At 61.0% G+C, this 22,455-nt stretch carries 26 protein-coding genes; 11 read left to right on the forward strand and 15 right to left on the reverse strand.

The genetic code is table 11. The features are described 5' to 3' along the window. Positions 1 to 182: 182 nt before the first annotated feature. Positions 183 to 1,349, reverse strand: a complete 1,167-nt coding sequence (rlmN, locus tag V7Q10_RS02285) for a 23S rRNA (adenine(2503)-C(2))-methyltransferase RlmN (protein WP_333867412.1) — start codon at positions 1,347 to 1,349, stop codon at positions 183 to 185. Positions 1,350 to 1,467: 118 nt separating this feature from the next. Further along, entirely contained in the window at positions 1,468 to 1,998 is a 531-nt protein-coding gene (locus tag V7Q10_RS02290) for an invasion associated locus B family protein (protein WP_394973624.1), read from the reverse strand. 179 nt (positions 1,999 to 2,177) lie between these two features. Here V7Q10_RS02290 and V7Q10_RS02295 point away from each other — a divergent pair, with 179 nt between their 5' ends. Further along, on the forward strand, positions 2,178 to 3,170 hold the full coding sequence (locus tag V7Q10_RS02295; protein WP_442885805.1) for an asparaginase: 993 nt from the start codon (positions 2,178 to 2,180) through the stop codon (positions 3,168 to 3,170). A 237-nt stretch (positions 3,171 to 3,407) separates the two neighbouring features. Continuing rightward, positions 3,408 to 3,755 carry a DUF2794 domain-containing protein gene (locus V7Q10_RS02300; RefSeq protein WP_333867415.1) on the forward strand — a complete coding sequence of 116 codons (348 nt, stop codon included), beginning with the start codon at positions 3,408 to 3,410 and terminating at the stop codon, positions 3,753 to 3,755. On the opposite strand, the gene V7Q10_RS02305 is transcribed toward V7Q10_RS02300, so the two are convergent. From V7Q10_RS02305 to V7Q10_RS02315, 3 genes are all read right to left on the reverse strand, one after another. After that, positions 3,736 to 4,566, reverse strand: a complete 831-nt coding sequence (locus V7Q10_RS02305; protein WP_333867416.1) for a C40 family peptidase — start codon at positions 4,564 to 4,566, stop codon at positions 3,736 to 3,738. The two genes, V7Q10_RS02300 and V7Q10_RS02305, sit on opposite strands and share 20 nt — an antisense overlap. Continuing rightward, positions 4,566 to 5,948: a leucyl aminopeptidase family protein gene (locus tag V7Q10_RS02310; protein ID WP_333867417.1), complete on the reverse strand. Its 1,383-nt coding sequence runs from the start codon at positions 5,946 to 5,948 to the stop codon at positions 4,566 to 4,568. Before V7Q10_RS02310 ends, V7Q10_RS02305 begins: the two co-directional genes overlap by 1 nt. Before the next feature lie 62 nt (positions 5,949 to 6,010). Beyond that, entirely contained in the window at positions 6,011 to 6,394 is a 384-nt protein-coding gene (locus V7Q10_RS02315; RefSeq protein WP_333867418.1) for a hypothetical protein, read from the reverse strand. 139 nt (positions 6,395 to 6,533) lie between these two features. On the opposite strand from V7Q10_RS02315, the gene V7Q10_RS02320 reads away from it, so the two are divergent. From V7Q10_RS02320 to V7Q10_RS02330, 3 genes are read left to right on the forward strand one after another with little or no spacing between them, the layout of a single operon-like run. After that, positions 6,534 to 7,181 carry a carbonic anhydrase gene (locus tag V7Q10_RS02320; RefSeq protein ID WP_333867419.1) on the forward strand — a complete coding sequence of 216 codons (648 nt, stop codon included), beginning with the start codon at positions 6,534 to 6,536 and terminating at the stop codon, positions 7,179 to 7,181. 28 nt (positions 7,182 to 7,209) lie between these two features. Next, positions 7,210 to 8,187 (forward strand): sodium-dependent bicarbonate transport family permease, encoded by a 978-nt coding sequence (locus tag V7Q10_RS02325; protein WP_333867420.1) that lies wholly within the window; start codon positions 7,210 to 7,212, stop codon positions 8,185 to 8,187. Position 8,188: 1 nt separating this feature from the next. Then, positions 8,189 to 8,497, forward strand: a complete 309-nt coding sequence (locus tag V7Q10_RS02330) for a P-II family nitrogen regulator (RefSeq protein WP_333867421.1) — start codon at positions 8,189 to 8,191, stop codon at positions 8,495 to 8,497. On the opposite strand, the gene V7Q10_RS02335 is transcribed toward V7Q10_RS02330, so the two are convergent. Beyond that, complete coding sequence (locus tag V7Q10_RS02335; RefSeq protein WP_333867443.1) at positions 8,494 to 9,264, reverse strand: TIGR00730 family Rossman fold protein; 771 nt, start codon at positions 9,262 to 9,264, stop codon at positions 8,494 to 8,496. The genes V7Q10_RS02330 and V7Q10_RS02335 overlap by 4 nt on opposite strands. Positions 9,265 to 9,455: 191 nt before the next feature. Here V7Q10_RS02335 and dapD point away from each other — a divergent pair, with 191 nt between their 5' ends. Continuing rightward, on the forward strand, positions 9,456 to 10,280 hold the full coding sequence (gene dapD, locus V7Q10_RS02340; RefSeq protein ID WP_333867422.1) for a 2,3,4,5-tetrahydropyridine-2,6-dicarboxylate N-succinyltransferase: 825 nt from the start codon (positions 9,456 to 9,458) through the stop codon (positions 10,278 to 10,280). Between the two features lie 65 nt (positions 10,281 to 10,345). Here the strand turns inward: dapD and V7Q10_RS02345 are convergent, their stop codons facing one another. After that, positions 10,346 to 10,984, reverse strand: coding sequence for a Hint domain-containing protein (locus V7Q10_RS02345; protein ID WP_333867423.1), 639 nt, complete (start codon positions 10,982 to 10,984; stop codon positions 10,346 to 10,348). 237 nt (positions 10,985 to 11,221) lie between these two features. Between V7Q10_RS02345 and V7Q10_RS02350 the strand changes: the two genes are divergently transcribed. Then, positions 11,222 to 11,545 carry a hypothetical protein gene (locus tag V7Q10_RS02350; RefSeq protein ID WP_333867424.1) on the forward strand — a complete coding sequence of 108 codons (324 nt, stop codon included), beginning with the start codon at positions 11,222 to 11,224 and terminating at the stop codon, positions 11,543 to 11,545. Here the strand turns inward: V7Q10_RS02350 and V7Q10_RS02355 are convergent. Then, positions 11,542 to 12,606 carry a Hint domain-containing protein gene (locus tag V7Q10_RS02355; RefSeq protein ID WP_333867425.1) on the reverse strand — a complete coding sequence of 355 codons (1,065 nt, stop codon included), beginning with the start codon at positions 12,604 to 12,606 and terminating at the stop codon, positions 11,542 to 11,544. The two genes, V7Q10_RS02350 and V7Q10_RS02355, sit on opposite strands and share 4 nt — an antisense overlap. 304 nt (positions 12,607 to 12,910) lie before the next feature. Here V7Q10_RS02355 and dapE point away from each other — a divergent pair, with 304 nt between their 5' ends. Both dapE and V7Q10_RS02365 read left to right on the forward strand, forming a co-directional pair. Then, the gene (dapE, locus tag V7Q10_RS02360) at positions 12,911 to 14,053 is read left to right on the forward strand and encodes a succinyl-diaminopimelate desuccinylase (protein WP_333867426.1); all 1,143 of its coding nucleotides are present in this window, start codon (positions 12,911 to 12,913) and stop codon (positions 14,051 to 14,053) included. A 2-nt stretch (positions 14,054 to 14,055) separates the two neighbouring features. Continuing rightward, entirely contained in the window at positions 14,056 to 14,472 is a 417-nt protein-coding gene (locus V7Q10_RS02365; RefSeq protein WP_333867444.1) for a GNAT family N-acetyltransferase, read from the forward strand. Here the strand turns inward: V7Q10_RS02365 and V7Q10_RS02370 are convergent. Beyond that, positions 14,469 to 14,900, reverse strand: a complete 432-nt coding sequence (locus V7Q10_RS02370) for a GAF domain-containing protein (protein ID WP_333867427.1) — start codon at positions 14,898 to 14,900, stop codon at positions 14,469 to 14,471. The two genes, V7Q10_RS02365 and V7Q10_RS02370, sit on opposite strands and share 4 nt — an antisense overlap. A 181-nt stretch (positions 14,901 to 15,081) precedes the next feature. Between V7Q10_RS02370 and V7Q10_RS02375 the strand changes: the two genes are divergently transcribed. After that, a complete protein-coding gene (locus tag V7Q10_RS02375) occupies positions 15,082 to 16,455 on the forward strand; it encodes a chloride channel protein (protein ID WP_333867428.1) in 1,374 nt (457 codons plus the stop codon). Here the strand turns inward: V7Q10_RS02375 and V7Q10_RS02380 are convergent. The 6 genes from V7Q10_RS02380 to V7Q10_RS02405 form a co-directional block, all read right to left on the reverse strand. Next, positions 16,452 to 16,784 carry a hypothetical protein gene (locus V7Q10_RS02380; RefSeq protein WP_333867429.1) on the reverse strand — a complete coding sequence of 111 codons (333 nt, stop codon included), beginning with the start codon at positions 16,782 to 16,784 and terminating at the stop codon, positions 16,452 to 16,454. The two genes, V7Q10_RS02375 and V7Q10_RS02380, sit on opposite strands and share 4 nt — an antisense overlap. 104 nt (positions 16,785 to 16,888) lie before the next feature. Further along, positions 16,889 to 17,473 (reverse strand): glutathione S-transferase family protein, encoded by a 585-nt coding sequence (locus V7Q10_RS02385; RefSeq protein WP_333867430.1) that lies wholly within the window; start codon positions 17,471 to 17,473, stop codon positions 16,889 to 16,891. Positions 17,474 to 17,478: 5 nt separating this feature from the next. After that, positions 17,479 to 18,492, reverse strand: a complete 1,014-nt coding sequence (gene holA, locus V7Q10_RS02390; RefSeq protein WP_333867431.1) for a DNA polymerase III subunit delta — start codon at positions 18,490 to 18,492, stop codon at positions 17,479 to 17,481. Then, on the reverse strand, positions 18,489 to 18,977 hold the full coding sequence (gene lptE / locus V7Q10_RS02395) for an LPS assembly lipoprotein LptE (protein ID WP_333867432.1): 489 nt from the start codon (positions 18,975 to 18,977) through the stop codon (positions 18,489 to 18,491). Before lptE ends, holA begins: the two co-directional genes overlap by 4 nt. Further along, on the reverse strand, positions 18,964 to 21,510 hold the full coding sequence (gene leuS, locus V7Q10_RS02400; RefSeq protein ID WP_333867433.1) for a leucine--tRNA ligase: 2,547 nt from the start codon (positions 21,508 to 21,510) through the stop codon (positions 18,964 to 18,966). Before leuS ends, lptE begins: the two co-directional genes overlap by 14 nt. A gap of 73 nt (positions 21,511 to 21,583) precedes the next feature. After that, a complete protein-coding gene (locus tag V7Q10_RS02405) occupies positions 21,584 to 22,129 on the reverse strand; it encodes a DUF3576 domain-containing protein (RefSeq protein WP_333867434.1) in 546 nt (181 codons plus the stop codon). Positions 22,130 to 22,197: 68 nt separating this feature from the next. Here V7Q10_RS02405 and V7Q10_RS02410 point away from each other — a divergent pair. Continuing rightward, the coding region (locus V7Q10_RS02410) for a hypothetical protein (RefSeq protein WP_333867435.1) at positions 22,198 to 22,455 on the forward strand (258 nt) is incomplete at its 3' end.

Consider the following 22,455-nt stretch of genomic DNA (forward strand, 5'->3'; position numbering starts at 1 on the left):
CTATCCTCTAGCCGGCAAAGCGCCGGTTGTCTGGTTCCGTCTGGGTTCGTTCTGTGTTGCACACCCAGTTTGACAACTGCTTAACGAATTGAAGCCCATGACGCCAGCTTTTCGTTTTATGCCGCCCTGCTAAATACCACAAAAAGAGCAGGATGACCGCCAGCCCACAACCCCTAGGTGATTTAGCCCTGAACTGTCGTTTTTGTCGCAGATTTGCGCTGCTTTTCGGTGGCCGATTTCAGCTGGCCACAGGCCGCCATGATGTCTTCGCCGCGCGGCGTGCGGATCGGGCTGGAGTAGCCGGCCTGATAAATGATGTCGGCAAAAGCATGGATCCGGTTGCCAGACGATCGTTTATAGGGCGCGCCGGGCCATTCGTTAAAGGGGATCAGGTTGACCTTGGCGGGGATGCCGCGCAGCAGTTCCACCAAGCGGTAGGCGTCTTCTTTGCTGTCGTTGACATGATCCAGCATCACATATTCAAAGGTGATGCGTTCAGAATTGGTCAGCCCCGGATAGGCTTTCAGCGCTTCAAGCAGGGTGGCGATGTTCCACTTTTTGTTGATCGGCACCAATTGATCGCGCACCTCGTCGGTGGTGGCGTGGAAAGATACCGCCAGCAGGCAGCCGATTTCTTCGGCGGTGCGGGCGATTTCTGGCACAACGCCGCTGGTCGACAGGGTGATGCGGCGGCGGCCCAGAGCGATGCCCTCGCCGTCCATCACCACCTTCATCGCGTCGCGCACGTTTTCAAAGTTATACAAAGGCTCGCCCATGCCCATCAGCACGATATTGCTGACAAGCCGCGTCTCGTTCTTGGGCGCGCCTTGCACCGGCCATTCGTTCAGATCATCGCGCGCCAGCATGACTTGGCCAACGATTTCCGCCGCCGTCAGGTTGCGCACCAGTTTTTGCGTGCCGGTATGGCAGAACGAACAGGTCAGCGTGCAGCCGACTTGGCTTGAGATACACAGCGTGCCGCGATCGGTTTCGGGGATATAGACCACCTCGACCTCGTGGCCGCCGGCGATGCGCACCAGATATTTGCGGGTGCCATCGGTGGAAACTTGCTTGGTCACCACCTCGGGCACTTCCAGCACGAAATGCTCGGCCAAAAGCGCGCGATAGTCTTTGGCAAGGTTGGTCATCGCTTCGAAATCGCGCACGCCCCAGTGATAGACCCACTGCCAGACCTGACCAACGCGCATCTTGGCTTGCTTTTCTGCCGTGCCAGCCTCGATCAGCGCGGCGCGCATCTGGTCGCGGGTCATGCCGACCAGATTTGGCTTGCCGCCCTCGGGCAGCTTGCGCGGAATGGTCATAACGTCTTGGGTGATGGGCGCGGTCATGGCAGAATCCTATGGCTGGAAGCGTTGCTATAAGGGATTCGGCAGCAAAACGGAACTGTCGGAATGCAAAACGCCCCGAGCCATGCGCGGGGCGTTTCAAATCTGGGCTTTAGCGGGGTTAGCCGCACTGTTTGGCGGCTTCTTCCATCGCGGCGGTAAAGCCGCGCAGGCTAAAGGTGTCTTGGGTCTGGGTGCCCTTTGCCGAACGCGCGGTCAGCACCGCTGTTGCGCCCTTTTTCAACGAGGTCAGGATCGCCGCATCATCTGCCGCACTGCCCGACCAAGCCCATTCACCATCGGTAAACAGCTCATAGCCCGCGCCATCAACTTTCAGATTAACCGTCGAGCCGCCCGCAAAGGGATATCCGCCCGAAAACGAAATCTCGCCAGCGCTGCCCTGCCGAAAGGTCACAAACAGCAAGATGTCGCCGCGGCGCACCGAAACTGGCTGGCCGTCTTTGGTGTTTAGGGTTTCTTTGGGGCTGGAGACGCCCCAGCATTCTTTCGGGTCTTTTTCGGCGAAAACGCTCCAATCCGTCATCGTCGCGACGCGGTTGGTGGAGTCTTGTGCCAAGCCTGCCGAACCTACACCCATTCCGATCACGGAGATCATCGCAGCTGACGCTACGCGTGTCATCCAGTTTGCCATGTCGTTACAGCCTCCAAGCCGTGTTGCCTGTGCCCGCCCGATCGCCGCTTGATGCGGTTTTTGATATAGCGCGAACGTCTTTCACTCGATATGCCATGCTTAACCGGAAAATGACGATCCGCGAAAGCCCTACAGGGCCGAAACGGGCAGAAAATCGCGCATAAGTGAGGGAGATGACCATGGCGGCGGCAGAATTGGTGCAACTTTGGCGCGGGGGGCTGCTGGAAAGCACCCATCGCGGGCATGTGGTGATTTGCGACGAAGCGGGGCAGATCGTGCAATCCTGGGGTGATCCAGAGCGCGTGATCTTCCCGCGATCGTCCTGCAAAATGATCCAAGCGCTGCCGCTGCTGGAAAGCGGGGCTGCCGATGCGGCGGGTCTAAGCGATGCGCATATCGCGCTGTCTTGCGCCAGCCATCAGGGCGCGCATCTGCATGTCGATATGGCGGGGCGCTGGCTGGCCGATTTGGGGCTGGGCGAGGCCGATCTGCGCTGTGGCTCGCATGAACCCTATGACCGCACCGAGCGCGACCGTCTGATCCGCGCCAATGATGCGCCCTGCCAGTTGCACAACAACTGCTCGGGCAAGCATTCGGGCTTTTTGACCGCGAATAAACATCTGAAGGGCGGTTCGGAATATACCGAGATTGACCACCCCTTGCAGCGCGCCATTCGCGCCGCGACCGAAGAAGTGACCGGCGAGAGCGTGGCAGGCTACGGCATTGACGGTTGTTCGGCGCCAAACTTTGCGATGTCGGTGGCGGGGCTTGCCCGCGCGATGGGCGCTTTTGCTGCTGCGCGCGAGGGTGGCAACAGCCGTCAGCGCGCGATGGCACGGCTGCGCGACGCGATGGCGGCGCATCCTGATCTGGTCGCAGGCGAGGGCCGCGCCTGCACCGAGCTGATGCGGGCGATGGGTGGCAAGGTTTCGATCAAAACCGGAGCCGAGGCGGTGTTTGTCGCCATGTTGCCCGAACAAAAACTGGGCATCGCGCTGAAGATCGAAGACGGCAACGGCCGCGCCTCCGAGGCGGTTTTGGTCAGTCTGCTGGCCAAGCTGGGTGCTTTGGATGCCGCTCATCCGATGGCACAAAAGCGATTGCCCGCGCCGCAGATCAATTGCCGTGGCTTTTCCGTGGGCGAATTGCGCTTGGCAGAGGGGTTCTGCTAGGCCCTGCCAATCAAGAAACCCCCGCCTGTGTGGGCGGGGGCCTTTGATTTATACAGGGCCCGACAGCAAGGACTCGGTGGGGGCTTTGTCGCTGCCGTCGGGGTCGTTAACCTGTAACTGAGATCTTTATGCCGGCGAATGGCGGCGGGTTTTTGAAGTTCCGGTGGTTTTAAAAGGGTCTTATTGCGGCAAAACTGCGGTGCTTGATTTTTTGCAAAGCCAGCGTAGACTTTTACCATGACGTTACAAACGCCAACTCCTTTCCCATCGCCTGAAAGCCCGCAAGAGCAGGTTACCTTTGATCGCAAAGAGCTTGGCGCGTTGACACGGCTTTACGGGCAGTTCGTCTCGGCTGGCGAATGGCGCGACTATGGCATCTCATTTCTGCGCGAGGCGGCGGTGTTTTCGGTGTTTCGCCGCTTTGCGGAATCGCCGCTCTACCGCATCGAAAAGCGCCCCAAGCTGCGTGACAAGCAGGGGCTTTATTCTGTGGTCGGCATGGACGGCTATATTCTGCGGCGCGGCAATGATCTGGGCCAAGTGCTGCGGGTGCTTGAGAAAAAGCTTATTCGCGCCGTAGAGTAATCCTGCGGCGATGGCTGACGGGCTTGCCTTCCGCCGCCAAAATCCGCGCGATGCAGGCGGCGGTGTCTTCATAGGCCACCGACATGGTGTGCCCATTGGCGTGGATCAGCCGCGCCGCATCAACGACCATCGCGACATGACCTTTCCAGAACAGCAGATCGCCGCGCTGCAAGGCCGCGTCTTCGGTCAGCGGCTGGCCAAGGCTTTGCTGCAAATCGGCATCTGGAGCCGAAGGCAGACCGCAAGCCACCAGCGCCAGTTGCACAAGCCCCGAACAATCAATCCCCGCTCGCGAATTGCCGCCCCAAAGATAGGGGCTGCCCAGCAGGCTTTCGGCCACGGCGACCGGATCGGGCAGATATTGCCCCAAGGGCAGCAGGTGGCAGGCGGGGATAAACCCCTGCGGTGTCTGCGCAAAGCTTCCCGTCTGCCCCAGCACTTGCAGCTTTGCGCCCATCGGCAGGCTGGTGATCTCGCGCGCTTGCACCCGTGGTTCGGGGTAAAGATGGCTGGCAGGGGCGGCCAGCCAATGCGTCGGCGCGCTGTCGCCCAAGGCCGCGATTGGCAGCCAGCCGCAATAGCCGTCTTTTTGCGCAAAGCCAAAGGCATGGCCGTCGCGCTGATCAATCACGGTAAAGCCCTCGCCCTGCCAAAGCTGGCGGTCGCGCGCGCCATTTGGTGCGGACAGCAGATCGACCAAGGGCAAGGTGATCTGGCGCAATTGCCCTGCGGTAAAGCTTTCGGCCGCGATCTGGCCTTGCAGCGAGATATGCGCGATGCGGCCGCTAAAGGGCGTCAGGCGGCGGTCCATCACAGCCCCAACATCGCGGGCAGCGCGCCCAGCAGCGCCCGCGCGCCTTGGCCCGCGCCGCCCTTGGGCCGTGCGGGGGCATCGGCGGGCATATGGCCGTAGATGTCAAAATGCATATAGCGCGGATGATCGGCAAAGCGGCGCAGGAACAGCGCCGCCGTCACCGACCCCGCAAAGCCATAGCCCGGCGCATTGTCCAGATCGGCAATGCCGGGTTCGATCACAGCCTCATAGGGGGTGTGAAACGGCAGCCGCCACACCGGATCAAAGCCCGCAACCGCGCCGGCCTCAAGCGCCTGCACCATCGCGCTGTCATCGGTGTAATAGGGCGCAAGGTCTGGCCCCACGGCGACCCGTGCCGCCCCCGTCAGCGTCGCCATCGAGATCAGCACATCGCAAGGCTCTTCGGTGGCCAAGGCCAGCGCATCGGCCAAGACCAAGCGGCCTTCGGCGTCGGTGTCGTTCACCTCGACCGTCAGCCCCTTGCGCGAGGTTAGAATGTCTTTTGGTTTCAGCGCATTGCCCGAGATGACATTTTCTACCGCCGCCACGATCACCCGCAGCCGCAGCGGCAGGCCAAGCTGCATGATCATCTGCGCAAGACCCAAGACCGTCGCCGCGCCGCCCATGTCTTTCTTCATCAGCGCCATGCCCGCCGAAGGCTTGATGTTCAGCCCGCCAGTGTCAAAGCAGACCCCCTTGCCAACCAAGGTCAGCTGCGGCCCAGCACTGCCCCAGCGCAGGTCCAACAGGCGCGGCGCGCGCGGCGAGGCGCGACCGACCGCGTGGATCATCGGAAAGTTCTGCTCTCGCAAAGCCTCGCCTGTGATGGCGGTAAAGCTTGCGCCAAATCGCTGCGCCAAATCGGCCATCGCGGTTGCAAGCTCGTCTGGCCCCATGTCGGCGGCGGGGGTGTTGATCAGATCGCGGGTCAGAAACTCGCCCGCTGCCATGGCTTGCAAGGCGGCCAGATCGCAGCCGGCAGGTGCGATCAGCTGTGGCATCGGTTCGGGGGCGGTGCTGCGATAGCGGCCAAAGCGGTACTGCGCCAACAGCCAGCCCAAGGCGGCCTCGTCGCGCTGGGCGGGGGTCAAATCGCCCTCGATTCGCCAAGCGCCTAAGGGCAGGCTGGCCACCGCTTTGGCCAGACCAAAGCGCAGCCGCGCGCGGGCTTGCGGCGTGCCAAAGCCCACCACCGCCCCTGCCACCCCATCTGCCCCGGGGATCAGACGGATATCGCCCAAAGCGGCCTTAAACCGCGACTGTTCCAGCCAAGCGCGGATCGGCGCGGGTTGGTTGGCCAAAAACTCTGCCAAACTGTCGCTTGGCACAATTTGTAACGGCAGGCTTGGCGCGGTCGGGTCAGCAAAAAGCGGTTGCATGCGGCATCCTTCAAGAACTGCCCAAAGCCTAGCGTTTCTGAGCCGCGCTGCAAGAGCCCGCCTTAGAGCAGCGTCTTATCCATAAGATCGGTTTCGCAGGCCAGTGAGCATTCGGCAATCCGCAACAGCCGTGCCCAGACCGCAGCAAAGGCGGTGGCGTCGCTGCGGTGCAGGCAGATCGTCAGATCACTTGCCACTGTTGCCAAAGACACCATGCCAAGGTTTTCCGCCATCCGCCCCAAGCGGCGGAACTGCTGCGCCAGATCGCTCATCTGATGGCTGCGCACCTGTTCGGCCAGCCCCGACATCGCCAGCGCCAATTCGCCCAAGGCGCGGGTGACCACACCTTCGGCTGAACTGGTGCCCAGATTGCGGTAGATCGTTGCAATAGGTTCCACATTTTGCTGCACCCGTTCTTTGGGTCGCAGCATCACAATATTCGTCATTACACACCCTTTCGTCTCACCCAAGCTGAAGATGCCATGTCGTGCTGAAGAAAAGGTTGCCTTGGCTGAAATTAACCTCTCGAATTTTCTGCGATTGCAGCATAATTGGGGGGACGCTTTTCAAATCAGGATAATGATCATGATCCATGCGCGCCCCTTACCCGCTTATTTGATCCAAAGGTTTCAGGGTTGGAAAGCCACGACCTATCTGGAAAACAAATCCTGGTATCGTCGTCTGGCCAGCAGCGGCCAGCATCCGCGCGCTATGGTGATTTCCTGCTGTGACAGCCGTGTGCATGTGACCTCGATCTTTGGCGCGGATGAGGGCGAGTTCTTTATTCACCGTAACGTTGCCAATCTGGTGCCGCCCTATAACCCGGATGGCGAATACCATGGCACTTCGGCGGCGGTGGAATATGCTGTCACCTCGCTGGGGGTGGCGCATATTGTGGTGCTGGGCCATTCCAACTGCGGCGGCGTCAAAGGGTGCCATGACATGTGCTGCGGCGATGCGCCGGAACTTCTGGAAAAATCAAGCTTTGTCGGCCGCTGGATGGATATTCTGCGGCCGGGCTATCAGCGCGTAGAGGGCATGCCAGCGGGCGAAATTCTGCCCGCCTTGGAGAAACAAGCCGTGCTGGTCAGTCTGGAAAACCTGATGACCTTCCCCTTTGTGAAGGCAGCTGTCGAAGATGACCGCCTGACGCTGCACGGGCTTTGGACCAATACCGGCGAGGGCGAGCTGGAGCAATACGACCCCGCCCGCGAAGGCTTTGTCGGCGTTTAAGCGCGTTTCCCTTTTATCAGAGGCTTGAATGACCCAGATGTTGACCTTGGCAGGGCAAAACCTGCTGACCCCAATGATCTTGTGCTTTGCGCTGGGCCTTGCGGCGGCGCTGGCGCGATCTGATCTTTCGGTGCCAGAGGCGGCGGCAAAGGCGATGTCGCTGTATCTGCTGTTTGCCATCGGTTTCAAAGGTGGGGTCGCCGTGGCCGCGCATGGCTTTGACGGGCATTTGTTTGCAACCTTGATCGGCGGCGTGGTGCTGTCGTTTGGCCTGCCGCTGGTGGCCTATGCGCTGCTGCGCACGATCACGCGGCTGTCGGCCTTGGATGCGGCGGCGGTGGCGGCGCATTACGGCTCGATCTCGATTGTGACCTTTGTGACGGCTACCTCGGTTTTGACCGGGCAGGGCATCGCCTATGAGGGCTATATGGTGGCGGTTGCCGCCGCGATGGAGGCACCTGCGATTGTCTCGGCGCTGTGGCTGGTGGCGCGCTCGGGTTCTGGCGCGCGGATGGATGCCAAGCTGTGGCACGAGATTTTGCTGAACGGCTCGATTGTGCTGCTGGTCGGGGCTTTTGCCATCGGGCTGACCACGGGCGAGGGCGGCATGGCCAAGATCGAAAGCTTTATCGTCTCGCCGTTTCAAGGCGTGCTGTGCCTGTTTTTGCTGGATATGGGGCTTGTGGCGGGGCGCGGTTTGCGCGGGGCCAAGGGGGTCTTGTCGGTTGGCGCTGTCGCCTTTGGCGTGATCATGCCGGTGATTGGCGCCGCATTCGGCTGTGGCGTCGGGCTGGTGCTGGGGCTGTCGACCGGCGGTTTGGCGCTGTTGATGGTGCTTGCGGCTTCGGCCAGCTATATCGCAGTGCCCGCGGCGATGCGCGTGGCGCTGCCCGAGGCCAACCCCGCGTTGTCGCTGACGCTGTCGCTGGGCGTGACCTTTCCTTTTAACCTGACCCTCGGCATTCCGACTTACATCGCCGTGGCCCAAGCTGTGACCGGAGGTTAACATGCAAACCCATGCCGCAAAGCGGGTCGAGATCATCATCGAAGCCCCGATGGAATCGCGCCTGACAGATGCCTTGATCACCGCAGGCGTGACAGGCTTTACCGTGCTGCCGGTGCTGGGCGGATCGGGGCGTTCGGGGCAATGGAGCCGCGAAGGCCAGTTGGGCCGCGCCGGCATGGTCGCCGTGATCTGCCTGATCCGGCCAGAGGCGCTTGACGGCCTGCTTCAGGCCGCCTTTGCCGTGGTCGAGCGTCACATCGGCGTGGTCTCTGTCACCGATGCGCAGGTGCTGCGCGCCGAGCGGTTTTAGCGCGCGGCCCAGCCGTCCATCGCCGCAAGCGCCTCTTCGGCGGTTTCGACAAATTGAAACAGCCGCAGGTCTTCGGCGTTGATGGTGCCTGCCTCGGCCAGCATCTGCCAATCAATCAGCTTTTCCCAAAAGGCGCGGCCAAACAGCAGAAAGGGAATAGGCTTCATCCGTCCGGTCTGGATCAGCGTCAGGCTTTCAAACATCTCGTCCAAAGTGCCAAAGCCGCCGGGGAACACGCAAACCGCCTTGGCCCGCATCAGGAAATGCATTTTGCGAATGGCGAAGTAGTGAAAGTTGAACGACAGCTCGGGCGTGACATAGGCGTTTGGCGCCTGTTCATGCGGCAGCACGATGTTCAGGCCAATCGACTTGCCGCCCGCATCGGCAGCCCCTCGGTTTCCGGCCTCCATCACGCCGGGGCCGCCGCCGGTGCAGATCACGTTCTCGTGGCAATCTGACAGCAGGCTGCGTTCGGTGATGATGCGGGCAAAGCGGCGGGCCTCGGCGTAATATGTCGAGAGCGCGGCCAAAGCCGGGGTCTTAGCCTGCGCCTGTGCTTCGGGGGCGGGAATGCGCGCGCCGCCAAACAGTACCACGGTCGAGCGGATGCCCATCTCGTCCAGCATCAAGTCGGGTTTCAGCAGCTCAAGTTGCAACCGCACCGGCCGCAGCTCTTCGCGGGTCATGAAATCGGCGTCGTTAAAGGCCAAGCGATAGGCGGGCGCGCGGGTCTGCGGCGTGTCGGGCAGCCGATGCGTCGCCGCCATATCCTGCGCGGAATCGCGGAATGGATGCAGGCGGCTATCGGCGGGTTTGGCTGGCTTGGACACGGGTTCACCTTTTGAAGTTACGCAGGACCCAAGGCCTAACGGGTTTGGCGGCGCTTGGATAGGTGCTGACATGTTGCGCGACGGCTTTGGCGCAGCTATAGGGCTTGCAGCAAAACAGGAGATTTCAGATGTCGAACGCAGCACTTGAAACCGCGATTGAAGCCGCTTGGGAGGCGCGTGACAGCATCTCTGTGACCACCAAAGGCGAGGCCCGCGACGCCATCGAGGCGACCCTGACCGCACTTGATTCCGGCAGCCTGCGGGTGGCGGAAAAGCGCGGCGCGGATTGGCATGTCAATCAATGGGCGAAAAAGGCGGTGCTGTTGTCGTTCCGCCTGACCGATATGTATGAAATCTCGGGCAGCAATGGCGGCACCAATTGGTGGGACAAGGTTCCGTCCAAGTTTCAGGGCTGGACCGAGGCCGATTGGCGCGCCGCTGGCTTTCGCGCCGTGCCGGGGTCGATTGTGCGCCGCTCTGCCTATATCGCCAAGGGCGTGGTGCTGATGCCGTCTTTCGTCAATATCGGCGCCTATGTTGGCGAAGGTTCGATGGTGGATGGCTGGGCCACGGTTGGGTCTTGTGCGCAGATCGGCAAGAACGTGCATCTGTCGGGCGGTGTGGGCATTGGCGGCGTGCTAGAGCCGATGCAGGCGGGGCCGACGATCATCGAAGACAACTGCTTTATCGGCGCGCGGTCCGAAGTGGTTGAAGGCTGCATCATCCGCGAAGGTTCGGTTCTGGGCATGGGCGTGTTTATCGGCCAGTCTACCAAGATCGTTGATCGCGACACCGGGGCTGTGATGTATGGCGAAGTGCCCGCCGGTTCGGTTGTGGTTGCAGGCTCGATGCCCAGCAAGAACGGCGTGAACCTTTATTGCGCGGTGATCGTGAAAAAGGTCGATGCGCAAACCCGCAGCAAAACCAGCATCAACGAGCTGCTGCGCGACTAGGCCGCAGCCCAGATAGGCAAAAGGCCGCCAAAGTCTTGGCGGCCTTTTTTAATCTGCTGCGGGGTTCAGCGCGAGGCGCAGAACATCCGCGACTGGGCGCGTTGCAGGCAGGTGCGTTCGGTCTGCCCAAGGCTTTGCCGCGCGGTGGCCGAGGTTTTCGGCAAAATCCGGTCGATTTCAGATTTGGTGTCTTCGTCAAGCTGATGTGCAAAGGCGCGGTCTGGATGTAGGCTTTCGACCTCCATCTCATTGGCGCGCAAAATCTCGTGATGATCGAACAGCATTTGCACCATGGTGATCGGCGCAAAGTCCTGCACGCTGCAAATCGTGGTGCCATTGACCAGATCACCTGCCAGAGCAAAAACTTCCGACTCGCGATACAGCGCCTTGACCATGGCGCTGCGGATCAACACGCGGGTTTGTGGTGCAAGGGTAATCGCCTCGTGGTTGCCCATCGCGCCTGCGGCAAAGTGGACGGCTGCGGCATCTGCTTGGTTGAAGAACTGCCATGCGCCAACCCAGCGCACCGGCTGAAGCCCACGGTCACGCGTGATGACTTTATCGCCGACAGCGATGCTTTCAACAGGGACAATTCCGGATTGGGTGAGCAAAGTGGTTCCAGCAGCGATCCCCGAAGTGATCGTAAAAGACTGGCCCAATGCAAGCGTAGCGTCATCAAACAATGGCGAGAAAATAGCGGACATAGCAACCTCTTACGAAACACTGATTATTGTTGGAATAAAGCACAAAATAAGGCCAATCGCGCTGTGGCATTGGGTTGGAATCTGTATGCTTTAGGTTAGTTAAGATAAACTTAGGGGGTAAAGTTTTAGGTTTTTTCAGCAAGCCCAGCAGGTTTTGCCAAGGCGTTTTGGCCAATGCAGCTTGCATTGGCGTGCGATCCGCGCAAGGTCTGCGCGGCAAAGATAAGGGGCGGCAGGATGGCACAGACAGAGAGCAAACAGCAGGTTTATACATTGGTGGTCGAGGTTGGCCGCAAACCTGGGGATGGCCTGCCCGACAAATCAACGGGCGCCGCGCTGATGTGCTATGCCAGCGGAGTAGACGAGGCCGAAGCGGTGCGAGAGACCGTTGCGATTCTAAAACAGGCGGATTTGGCGCCTTTGGATGTCTCGGGCTATGGCACTTTGGACGAAAGGCTTGAGTCAGGCGACGAGATTGATCCCGAAGAGCGCGCGCTGATGGAGCGGGCTTTGGCCGAGAATTCAGTGGTTGTTGCGCAGATGACGCCCTATTTCGATTAGGCTGCATAGCGCGCACTCCGGCCCAACAGCGACATCAGCGTAAGCACCTCATAGGATTTCAGCGCCCGCAGCGGCAAATCGCGCGCGGGGTCATGCCCCAGCGCCAGCACGCAGCCGTCGGTCATAATCAAGGCTGGTGTCGGCAGTTTTAGCGCCACCGCCCCTGTCACCGCGCGACGGTCGTCTGATAGGGCCATGCGCCCGTCAACCAAAGTTGCGGCAGGTGCCAAGACGCTGTCTTGATCAAAAAGATATTCGGTCTCCAACCCGCCAATCGCGATCAGCTGATCGGCCGAGACCAGAATGTCTTGGCGCTGGCCGAAATAGGGCGCGCGCAGCAGTACGGGCGCAAAGCTGCCACGCGCCGGCAGTGATAGTGGCTGACAGGCCAGCAACGGTTGCGGCCCTTGATCCAGCGTCATGATAACATCCCCCGGCCGCAGGTTGCCCGCAGCAATCGGGCCAAGGCTGGTTTCAACCTCGGTACGCAGGCCGATCCAAGGCGCCGAGGTCGGCAGGGTTTTGCCAAAGCTTGCGCCGAACCAAAGCGTTGGGCTGCTTGCGCGTGGCGTGGTGCAAAGTGCTGCGATATCGCCGATCAAAAGCGGCAGCGGATCAAGGCCGCGACTGCTGATCTGCTGCGGCTCTTCACCCAAAAGATATTCAAACCGCAGGCTCCACCGGCGCGCAGGCGCGTCAAAGTCAAAGGTGAGTCGACCAGGGCCTACCCCCGAAGGCAGCGGGCCGGGCAGCAGATGCCGCACCAGCCGTTCGCCCTGTCGATGTGCGATGACAAAGCCAATCTTGGGGTCAAACATCAAGGTAAAGGTGCGCGGCCAGCCGACATTCGAGTGATGCTCCAGCAGGACAACCCACTCTTGCAACGGCATTGTCATTTCGATCACGAATTGGCCGCGATGCAGGATGTCGCTCAGGCGGCTGTTGTCCAGAATGCCCTTATCCGACAAAGCCAGCCAGCCTGCGTTTGCACAAGCTGCTTGCTTTGGTTTCAGCGCGCCAGAGGCGTCTGAGGGATAGGTTGACTCGGCGCCTGTCGCCACTTTTCCGCCTCCAAATGTCTTGGAGACAGCACAAAACGCCGTTGATCGCATGCTGCGACTGTCGAAAACTGCTCGGTTCGGGCGCGTTGGCCCAGCGTTTGCCCTGCCTCAGGACTTATAATTATCCAAAAGTATGAAGCAAAATTAATCTTTAGGCTAGTCACAATTTTAGCTAAATGCGTGGCAACCTACCGGCGGGTGGCTTTGGCGCAGCGCCCGCCCTGCGGGTTTGGCCAGCAGAAACGTTGCAAGCTGGGCCGCGACTGGCTATTTCAAAGCCGAAACCGCCTGAAAGGCCTGCATGATGACCATCGATCCCGTTGCTTTGACCGCCGATCTGATCCGCTGCAATTCAGTGACCCCTGCCGAAGGTGGCGCGCTGGTGCGGCTCGAGTCATTGTTGTCAGAAGCGGGATTTGCCTGCACGCGGGTGGATCGTGGCGGGATTTGCAACCTTTATGCCCGCTGGGGCGCGCGGGGGGCGAATAAGTCCTTTGGCTTTAACGGCCACACCGATGTTGTGCCGGTGGGCGATGTGGCGGCTTGGACCCAAGACCCCTTTGGCGCTGCGATTGTCGATGGCTGGATGTATGGCCGCGGCGCGACCGATATGAAATCGGGCGTTGCAGCCTTTGCGGCGGCGGCGGTGGATTTCGTGCGCGACACCCCGCCCGATGGCGCGGTGGTGCTGGCGATCACGGGCGACGAGGAAGATGTGGCCGAGGACGGCACCGTTGCCCTGCTGGACTGGATGGCCGCCAATGGCGAGCGCATGACGCATTGTCTGGTGGGCGAACCCACCTGCCCGAATGTGATGGGCGAGATGATGAAGATCGGTCGGCGCGGCAGCATGACCTGCTATTTCACCGCCGAGGGGGTGCAGGGCCATTCCGCCTATCCGCACCGCGCCAAGAACCCGATGAGCGCCTTGGTCAAGCTGATGGCGCGGCTAGAACAGGCGCCACTGGACGCGGGCACCGCGCATTTCGATGCCTCGACGCTGGCGATCACCACGATTGATTGCGGCAATCTGGCGACCAATGTGATCCCTGCCAAGGGGCGTGCGACGGTCAATATCCGCTTTAACGACGCGCATTCCGGGGCCTCGCTGACCGACTGGCTGCGCGATCACGCCGCAGCAGTGCAGGCCGAAACCGGGGTGCTGATCGAGATGCGGGTGAAAATCTCGGGCGAAAGCTTTTTGACGCCGCCGGGGGCGTTTTCGGATCTGGTGGCGCGCGCGGTGCAGGCGGAAACCGGCGTTGTGCCAAGCTATTCGACCAGCGGCGGCACCTCGGATGCGCGCTTTGTCAAAGATCATTGTCCGGTGGTTGAATTTGGTTTGGTCGGCAAGACCATGCATCAGGTCGACGAGCGGGTCGAAGTGGCGCAGATTCACGCGCTGAAGGCGATCTATACGCGGGTGCTGCGGGATTATTTCGCGTGACGCTGCTGATTGAAGAAACCCGCGATATTGCCACCTGCCGCGCGCTGCGCCGCGTGGTGTTTATCGAAGAACAAGGCGTGTCCGAGGCGGATGAGATTGACGAGTGCGACGAGGATGCGATCCATCTGCTGGCCAGGGTCGAGGGTCAAGCCACAGGCTCGGCGCGGCTGCTGCTGGGTGATGGCTATGGCAAGATCGGGCGGGTTTGCGTGCTGCGCGCGGCGCGGGGCCAAGGCATTGGCGCGGCGCTGATCCGCGCGGCTGTGGCGCGGTTTGCGCAGATTGAGGGCGTGGTCGAGGTCAGGCTTGGCGCGCAGACCCATGCGCTTGGGTTTTATCAGGCACTGGGGTTTCAGGCCTTTGGCCCGATTTATGACGATGCCGGCATCGCGCATCGCGATATGGCGCTGCGGCTTTAGCCGGCCAGCATCGCTGCCACCAGCGCCGCGTGATGGCTGTGCGTCAAGGCGTGATAGGCGGCAAGCCGGTCTGGGGTAAAGTGGTGCTCTTCGGCCAAAAGATTGACCGTGCCCAGCACCGTGCCGTCCTGCACTACCGGAATATTGATGCAAGAGCCAAGCCCAAGCGATGTGATCAGCGCATGGTCAAAGAAATAGCGGGCGAATTCGGGCGTGGTATTGGCGACAAAGGTTTGTTGGCCCGTGATGCAATGGTCATACCAGCCGTCGCGGGTCAGCGGTTTGGTTCCCGACACCGGATATTCGACCGGATGCGAGCTAAAGGCGCGGCGCGCGACGTCTTGTGTCAAGTCTTGCACCGTCACCGTAAACAGGCGCGTTCCAAGGGCTGCACAGGCAAGGTTGAGGGCGGCATAGGTCTGGCTCATCTGCCTATCTGGCAAGGCCAAGAGCGTGAAAGCAAGGCTTTCTTTCAGGATTTCCACGCTAATGTCGTCGAAATACCCATAAAACGCCGCATCTGGGGTTGCGACCTGTGGACTTGCGTAGCATGCCCAAGGCAGAGCAGGAGGGCCAAGCATGAGGGCGCACAGAGCATTTCGCAGGGGCATGATGCGGCGATCATCGGCGCTGATAACCTCGTCGCGGCTGTGGAAGTCGCGTTTGGTGTTCTGGGCGGGCGCTTTGATGACCGGCGTGATCTCGGCCGGCTTTGCGGTGATGGCGGATGAAGCACAGGGTTTGTTCTTTGCAGTCACCGGCGGACATGGTTGGAACATGTGGTTGCCCTTGGTGATTACGCCTGTTGGCATGGTGATTTGCGCGCTGACGGCGGATCGCTATTTTCCAGGATCGCAGGGCTCGGGGATTCCGCAAGCGATTGCGGCGCGGCATCTGCGCAACGACCACGAGCGCAGCTATCTTTTGTCGATGCGGCTGGTGCTGGGCAAGATTGTGCTGACGATTGTCGGGCTGGCCTCGGGGGCCTCGATTGGCCGCGAGGGGCCGACGGTGCAGGTCGGCGCCTCGCTGATGCTGTTGTCGGCACGCCTTGGCGGCATGGCCCATGCCAAGGGGCTGATCCTTGCGGGGTCGGCGGCGGGAATTGCGGCGGCGTTTAACACGCCCTTGGCGGGGATTGTTTTTGCGATTGAAGAGATGGGGCGCAGCTATAATGCGCGCACCAATGGCGTGGTGCTTTCGGCGGTGATTATTGCCGGTGTGGCCTCTTTGGGGCTGACGGGGTCTTATACCTATTTTGGCATCACCCGCGAGATTGCGCATTTCCCTTCGGACTGGGGCTTGGTGGTTGCTTGCGGCGTTGCGGGTGGCATTTGCGGAGCGCTGTTCAGCAAGCTGACGCTGTTGGTCGTGCGCTGGCTGCGGCGGGTCAAGTTGGAAAAGATTGGCAAAGTTGCGGCTGTGGCGGCGGCGGCTGGGCTGTTGATCGCGATTGTTGGCATTGCGACGGGCGGCATGACCTTTGGCACCAGCTATGTGCAGGCGCGCGGCGCGGTGGAAGGGGAATCGCTGCCTTGGTTCTTTTTCATCGGGAAATTCGTGGTGACGCTGGCCTCGACCGTCTCGGGGATCCCGGGGGGGTTGTTTGCGCCTTCGCTTGCGGTTGGCGCTGGGCTTGGGTCAGTGATCGGGGCGCTGATGGGGTCGAGTGCGGGGCTTGCGGCGGTGCTGGGGATGTCGGGCTATTTCGCCGGTGTGGTGCAAGCGCCGATGACAGCCTTTGTGATTATTGTCGAGATGACCGGCAACCACGAGAATGTGGTGCCGGTGATGGCGGCGGCGATGATCGGCTATGGCACCTCGCGGTTGATCGCCCCCGAGCCTTTGTATCATGCGCTGTCGCGGATTTGGGCGGCTGATATCATTCGCAAAATTCGCTCGGAACAGCCTGTCGCGGATCAGGCCAGCCCCGTTGCTACCAACCCCGTTCCTGCCAACCCAGAACCGCCGAAAGGCGTCTAGGCAGGCCAAATACCCGAGGCTAGAAGCGCCAGATCGGCTTCGGGGCGCGGCAGCGCGGGAGCGGTGTTTTGCCAAAAGAACAGCCGGATATGGACGGGCAGCTTGGGCGCATCGGCCTCGGCCAGGATCTGATAGTGCAGATGAAAACCTTCGAGCAGCAGGCCTTCGGCGTAATAGGGCACCTCTTCGCCATCAAGGAATTCGGCCTCGTCGTCCTGGGCCTGCCAGAGGCCATCTTTGGCCCAGATCACCTCGGCTTCGATCTCGGGGTGTTTCAGCGCCAGTTTCGCGAGTGGGGCGAGGAAGGCTTGCAGCGGTGTTTGGGTCATGGTGTGTCCGGGGGTTGGGGGGAATTGGGGGTTTCACACCCCCAGGCTGCAAGACCTGCGGCCTTGCAGCCTCCCCCGTGGGATATTTAGGCCAAGATGAAAGCCTAGCGGGCCATGGCGCGAATAAAGGCGGGGCGGGCGCGTTGGGCGGCAAAGTATTTGGCCAGTGCGCCTTCGGGAGTGCCGAAGTTGATCATCGCGCCCCAGCCGAGGCAATGGGTGGCGATGATGTCGGGCAGGGTGAAGTCTGCGCCCATGAGGCAGGGGCCTTGCAGCCGGTCGGCCAGGCGCGTGAGGCTGCGGCCATATTCCCAGCGCAGGCTGTCTTTGATCGCGGGCAGGCGGTGTTCTTCGGGCAGCACGAAGCTGTGGCGCGCGGCGGTCCACAACAGGGCGTCGAATTCATCGAGCAGGAACTGCGTCATGCTGTCTTGGGCGGCGCGGGCGAGGCTGCCTGCGGGGGCGGTGCAGCAGCCGTGTTTGTCGGCCAGATAGGTCATGATCGCGGTGGAATCGCTGATGGTTTGGCCTTCGGTGATCAGCACCGGCAGTTTGCCGTTTGGGCTATGAGCGCGGGCTTCGGGTGAGCCTGCATTGGCGGGGATATGGCTGAAGGGCAGGCCGATTTCCTCGAGTAGCCAAAGCGGGCGGGCGGAGCGATTTTTGGCTGAGCCAACAAGCGTATACATCGGGATCACCGTTTCATCATGGCAAGGCGGAGCAGGCTGCGTTCCATTACCGCCATTGTCGGCGCGCGGGAGGCAGAGCGCAGGGTCATATCGGTTTCAATCAGCAGGCTGAGCGCGGATTCGAGTTTATGCATGCCCCAATTGCCGGCTTGGCGTTGCATGGCATCGCGGCGGGGGCCAAAGACACGGGCTTTCATCAGGCCGGCAGAGATGCCGCCCGGATCGGTGACGGCGACATGCAGGGCGCGAAAATGCCGCAGCGCGCCAATGCAGAGGGTGACAGGGGCGACGCCCTGGCCTTCGAGGCGGCGCATCAGGGGGCCGATGGCCTTTGCGTTTTGATCGGCGACGGCGGCCAGAAGATCATCGACTTCGGCCTCGATGGTTGCGGGGGCAAGGTCGTGGATTTCTTGTGGTGTCAGCGGATTTGGGTCGCGATATTTATAGAGCGCGATCTTTTCCAAGGTTTGGCGAAAATCACCGGGGTCAAGCGCACGGGCAAGGGTGGTCAGATCGGTCATCGCTTCGGCCGAGATCTGGGTGAGGCCGGCTTTGGCAAGTTCGGCCTCGATCTCATCGCGGGTTGGCGGGTCGTCGTAAAGGCCGATGCAGACGGCGTTCAGGTGCTTTTCGAACAGGGTTTTCAGCGTGGATTTGCCGGTCAGATTGCCAGCAGCAACAAGGATCTGCGCATCGCCCTTTTGCCAGCCTTGCAAGGCTTCGGCGATGGTGGCGGTCAGCCCGTCGGTGGCGTCTTCGACAAAGGCCACGCGCGGGCCGGGGAAAAAGCCCACGGCGCGGGTGGCATCGGCCAAAAGCGAGGGATCCTTGCGCAGATCAGAGGCTTGAATGCGGGTTAGGCGCATTTCGCCTTCACCCTGCGGGCCAATCAGAGCGGCGATGGCCTCTTGGCGTTTGAGGGCCACGCGCATGGTATCGGCGCCGAAAATCAGCAGGCCAGCGCGGGCAGGATCGGGTTTGGCGCAATAGCGGCTGGCCTCGGCTCCGGCGAGTTTCATTGCGCCCAAGTGCCCGAGGTGGCCAGCATCCGTTCAACAATCTGATCGGCCAGCAGTCGCATCAGCCGACGCGCGGCATCTTCTTGGGCGGCGATGCCTGCGATGGTCGAGCCGGTGGCAGAATAAGAGGTAAAGCTGTGCACCTGCCCGCCGGTGACCCTTGCCCCCGAGGCCCGCGCGGTCAGCGACCAATCAATGCTGCCATTCAGATTATAGCGGGTGATCGCATTGTCGGGCGTTACCCCCACCCCCACCGCCGAGGTGGCGATAGAATAGGTCATATCATAGGCCACAGCGCGCGGCCGGCCCAGCCGTTCTTCCAGCCGTTCGACCAGATCAAAGCTGTTCTTATCAGCCGGAGAATGCACCGACACGCTGCCTTGCAGGCCCGCCGCTGGGCCCTTTGGCCCATAGGCGGGCGTAAAGCCGCAGGCCATAACAGCCAGCGGCAAAGCCAAAACCAGACGTCGGTTAAATAACAACATTGATGATACGGCCCGGAACAACGATGATTTTCTTGACGGCAGCGCCGCCCAGAAACTTCACCACAGCTTCGTCTGCCAGCGCAAGCTTTTCAACCTCGGATGCAGGCATATCGGCCGGCACGCTGATTTCCGCCCGCCGCTTGCCGTTGATCTGGATTGGCAGGATCACCGTATCGTCGATCAGCAGCGCCGGATCAGCCACAGGCCAAGGCGCGCGGGCGCAAAGCCCCTCGCCGCCCTGATACGACCAGATCGATTCGGACATATGCGGTGTCATCGGCTGCATCAGCTGCGCCATGGTGCGGATCGCCTGTTTCATCGCGGGGGTCGAGGCATTGGCTTTGGCCAGCGTATTGGTAAAGCCGTAAAGCGTGGCAATCGCCTTGTTGAAGGCAAAGCTTTCGATCGCGCGGGTGACTTCATCCACGGCTTTGGCGGTGGCCTTTGCCAGATCGGTATCGCCGACACCTGCGTGATCTGCCGGCATGTCGCCGATGCGCGAACACAGCGCCCAAACGCGCGACAGATGTTTAAAGGTCGCCTCGGCACCCGAGGCTGTCCATTCCACATCCCGCTCGGGCGGGCTGTCAGACATCACGAACCAGCGTGCGGTATCGGCGCCAAAGGCTTCGATGATGTGCATCGGGTCAACGACGTTCTTCTTGGATTTCGACATCTTGGCCGAGGGGATGATCTCGACCGCTGTGCCATCGGCCAATTTGCCCTCGGTCACATCTTCGGGCAGGTGATAGACAGGGCGGCCCTTGGCGTCGCGGGTCTGGTAGATCTCATGCGTCACCATGCCTTGGGTGAACAGCGCGTTGAAGGGTTCAATCGCCTTGGCGGGCAGGTGGCCTGTGGCATGCATCGCGCGGGCAAAGAAGCGCGAATACAGCAGGTGCAAAATCGCGTGTTCGATGCCGCCGATATATTGATCGACGTTCATCCAATAGTCGGCCTCGGCCAGATCGGTGGGCGTTGTCGCATGTGGTGCGGTAAAGCGGGCGTAATACCACGAGCTGTCCATGAAGGTGTCCATGGTGTCGGTCTCGCGCCGCGCAGGGGCACCGCAGGTCGGGCAGGTGCAATTGCGCCAGGTCGGGTGACGGTCCAGCGGGTTGCCGGGAATGTCAAAGGTGACATCATAGGGCAGCTCGACCGGCAGGTTTTCTTTCTTTTCGGCCACCACGCCGCAAGCATCGCAATGGATCACCGGAATCGGGCAACCCCAGTAACGCTGACGCGAGATGCCCCAGTCGCGCAGGCGGTAGTTGGTGACACCGCGACCGACGCCACGGGCCTCGCAAGCCTCGATCGCGGCAAGAATTGCCTCTTCGCCGGTTTGCACTTCGGCGCCTGCAAAGCCGCGGATATATTGGACGCGTTCGGATTTCATCGGAACAAAGGCTTCGGTCAGGGCTGCGGGCGCGCCTGCTTCGGCCACAAAGACCGGCTCAATCGCCAAGCCGTATTTGCTGGCGAATTCAAAGTCGCGCTGATCATGCGCGGGGCAACCAAAGATCGCCCCTGTGCCGTAATCCATCAGCACAAAGTTGGCGATATAGACCGGCAGCTGCCAATCGTTGTCAAAGGGATGCATCACAGTGATGCCGGTATCCATGCCGATTTTCTCGGCGGTTTCCATCGCCTCGGCGGTGGTGCCGCCCTTGCGGCATTCAGCAAGGAAGGCGGCAACGGCGGGGTCGTGGCGTTCCAGATGCTTGGCAAGCGGATGATCGGGGCTGATCGCAGCAAAGCTTGCGCCCATCAGCGTGTCGGGGCGGGTGGTATAGACCTCGATCCGGTCAAAGCCTTCGGGCGCGCCATGGGTGCTAAAGGCAAATTGCAGGCCGCGCGATTTGCCGATCCAATTGGCCTGCATCAAGCGCACCTTGTCGGGCCAATTGGTCAGACCGTCCAGCGCATCCAGCAATTCGCCGGAATAATCGCTGATCTTAAAGAACCACTGCGTCAGCTCGCGACGTTCCACCGGCGCGTTCGACCGCCAGCCTTTGCCGTCGATCACCTGTTCGTTGGCCAGAACCGTCATATCAACCGGATCCCAGTTCACCACCGCGGCTTTGCGGTAGACCAGACCAGCGGCCATCATGTCGATGAACATCGCCTGCTGCTTGCCGTAGTATTCAGGATCACAGGTGGCGAATTCGCGGCTCCAGTCAATCGACAGGCCCAGCGGCTTCATCTGCGCGCGCATGTCGGCGATATTGCCGTAGGTCCAATCCTTGGGGTGGCCGCCGCGTTCCATCGCCGCGTTCTCGGCTGGCATGCCAAAGGCGTCCCAGCCCATTGGGTGCAGCACCGAAAACCCCTGCGCGGCCTTATAGCGCGCCACCACATCGCCCATGGTATAGTTGCGCACATGGCCCATATGAATGCGCCCCGAGGGATAGGGGAACATTTCCAAGACATAATACTTCGGCTTGGCCGGATCATGGCGGGCGGTAAAGACGCCGGCGTCATCCCAAGCGGTCTGCCATTTCGGTTCGATGGATTTCGGGTCGTAGCGCGACATGACAGGCCTCATAAAGCAATTGCTTGGCGCAAATACACCGCCAAGCCTGCAAAGGTCTAGTGTCGCTGGTGGATTACAGCTTGGAATCCTGAATTCGCAACTGCCGCGCCCGGGTCAGGATCGCGTCTTCGACCGCTTTCAGGGTTTCTGGCGCCACCGCACCACCGCCGCGCGTTTGCATCGACACGGTCAAAGACCGCGCATCGAGCGCCGGATCGTTCACCAGAATCGTCGCGCGGTAAGCCTTACCCCCACCCGGAGGCGTGCCGAAGCCCGTCACGATCACACCGCTAAAGGGGTCAACCGATTCGACAGGAAGGAAGTTCAGCACCTCAAGCGCCGCGCTCCAGATGTATTTATTGACGTTTACCGTCGAATTCGGGTTGTCCGACTTGCGAAACAAGTCAAAGAACGACGACTGCGTGGTGACTTCGCCCGTGGCCTTGTTCACCGCAGCAGTCTGGGCGCGATTTGCCTCGCGGGTCTCAAGGCTGCTGGCTGTCGGGGCTTTTCGGCTGAACAACCCGCTGCCTGCACTGGATAATCCACCCCCGCAGGCGCCTAGGCTGACCATCAACGTCGAGGCTACTATAGTCGTGTAAAGGCGATTATACCGCATCAAGTCCCCCAAAGTCGCACAAATCCTGTCTAGCCGAGGGGGATGGCACTGCCAAGGGTTTTCAGGCCTTGCGCCGCCCTGCGCCCCGCGATCACACGCCAATCTTGGGGTTTTCGCCGAAAATCGCCAAAAGCCGACTGTGGCAAGACTGCACCAATGCCGCCACGTTTCGCCCCAAGCTGCGTGTTGAAGTTGCAATCAAGGGCCGCAGGGGTGAAATAGCGGCATACCCAATTCGGATTGATCTGGACTGGGCCGCACCTTTAGACAAACGAGGGAAACCTATGAAAAAGATTCTTCTTGCTACCACCGTTCTCGCAGCAACC

This window comes from Cypionkella sp., assembly GCF_036782355.1.
In the GTDB taxonomy this organism is placed as follows: domain Bacteria; phylum Pseudomonadota; class Alphaproteobacteria; order Rhodobacterales; family Rhodobacteraceae; genus Cypionkella.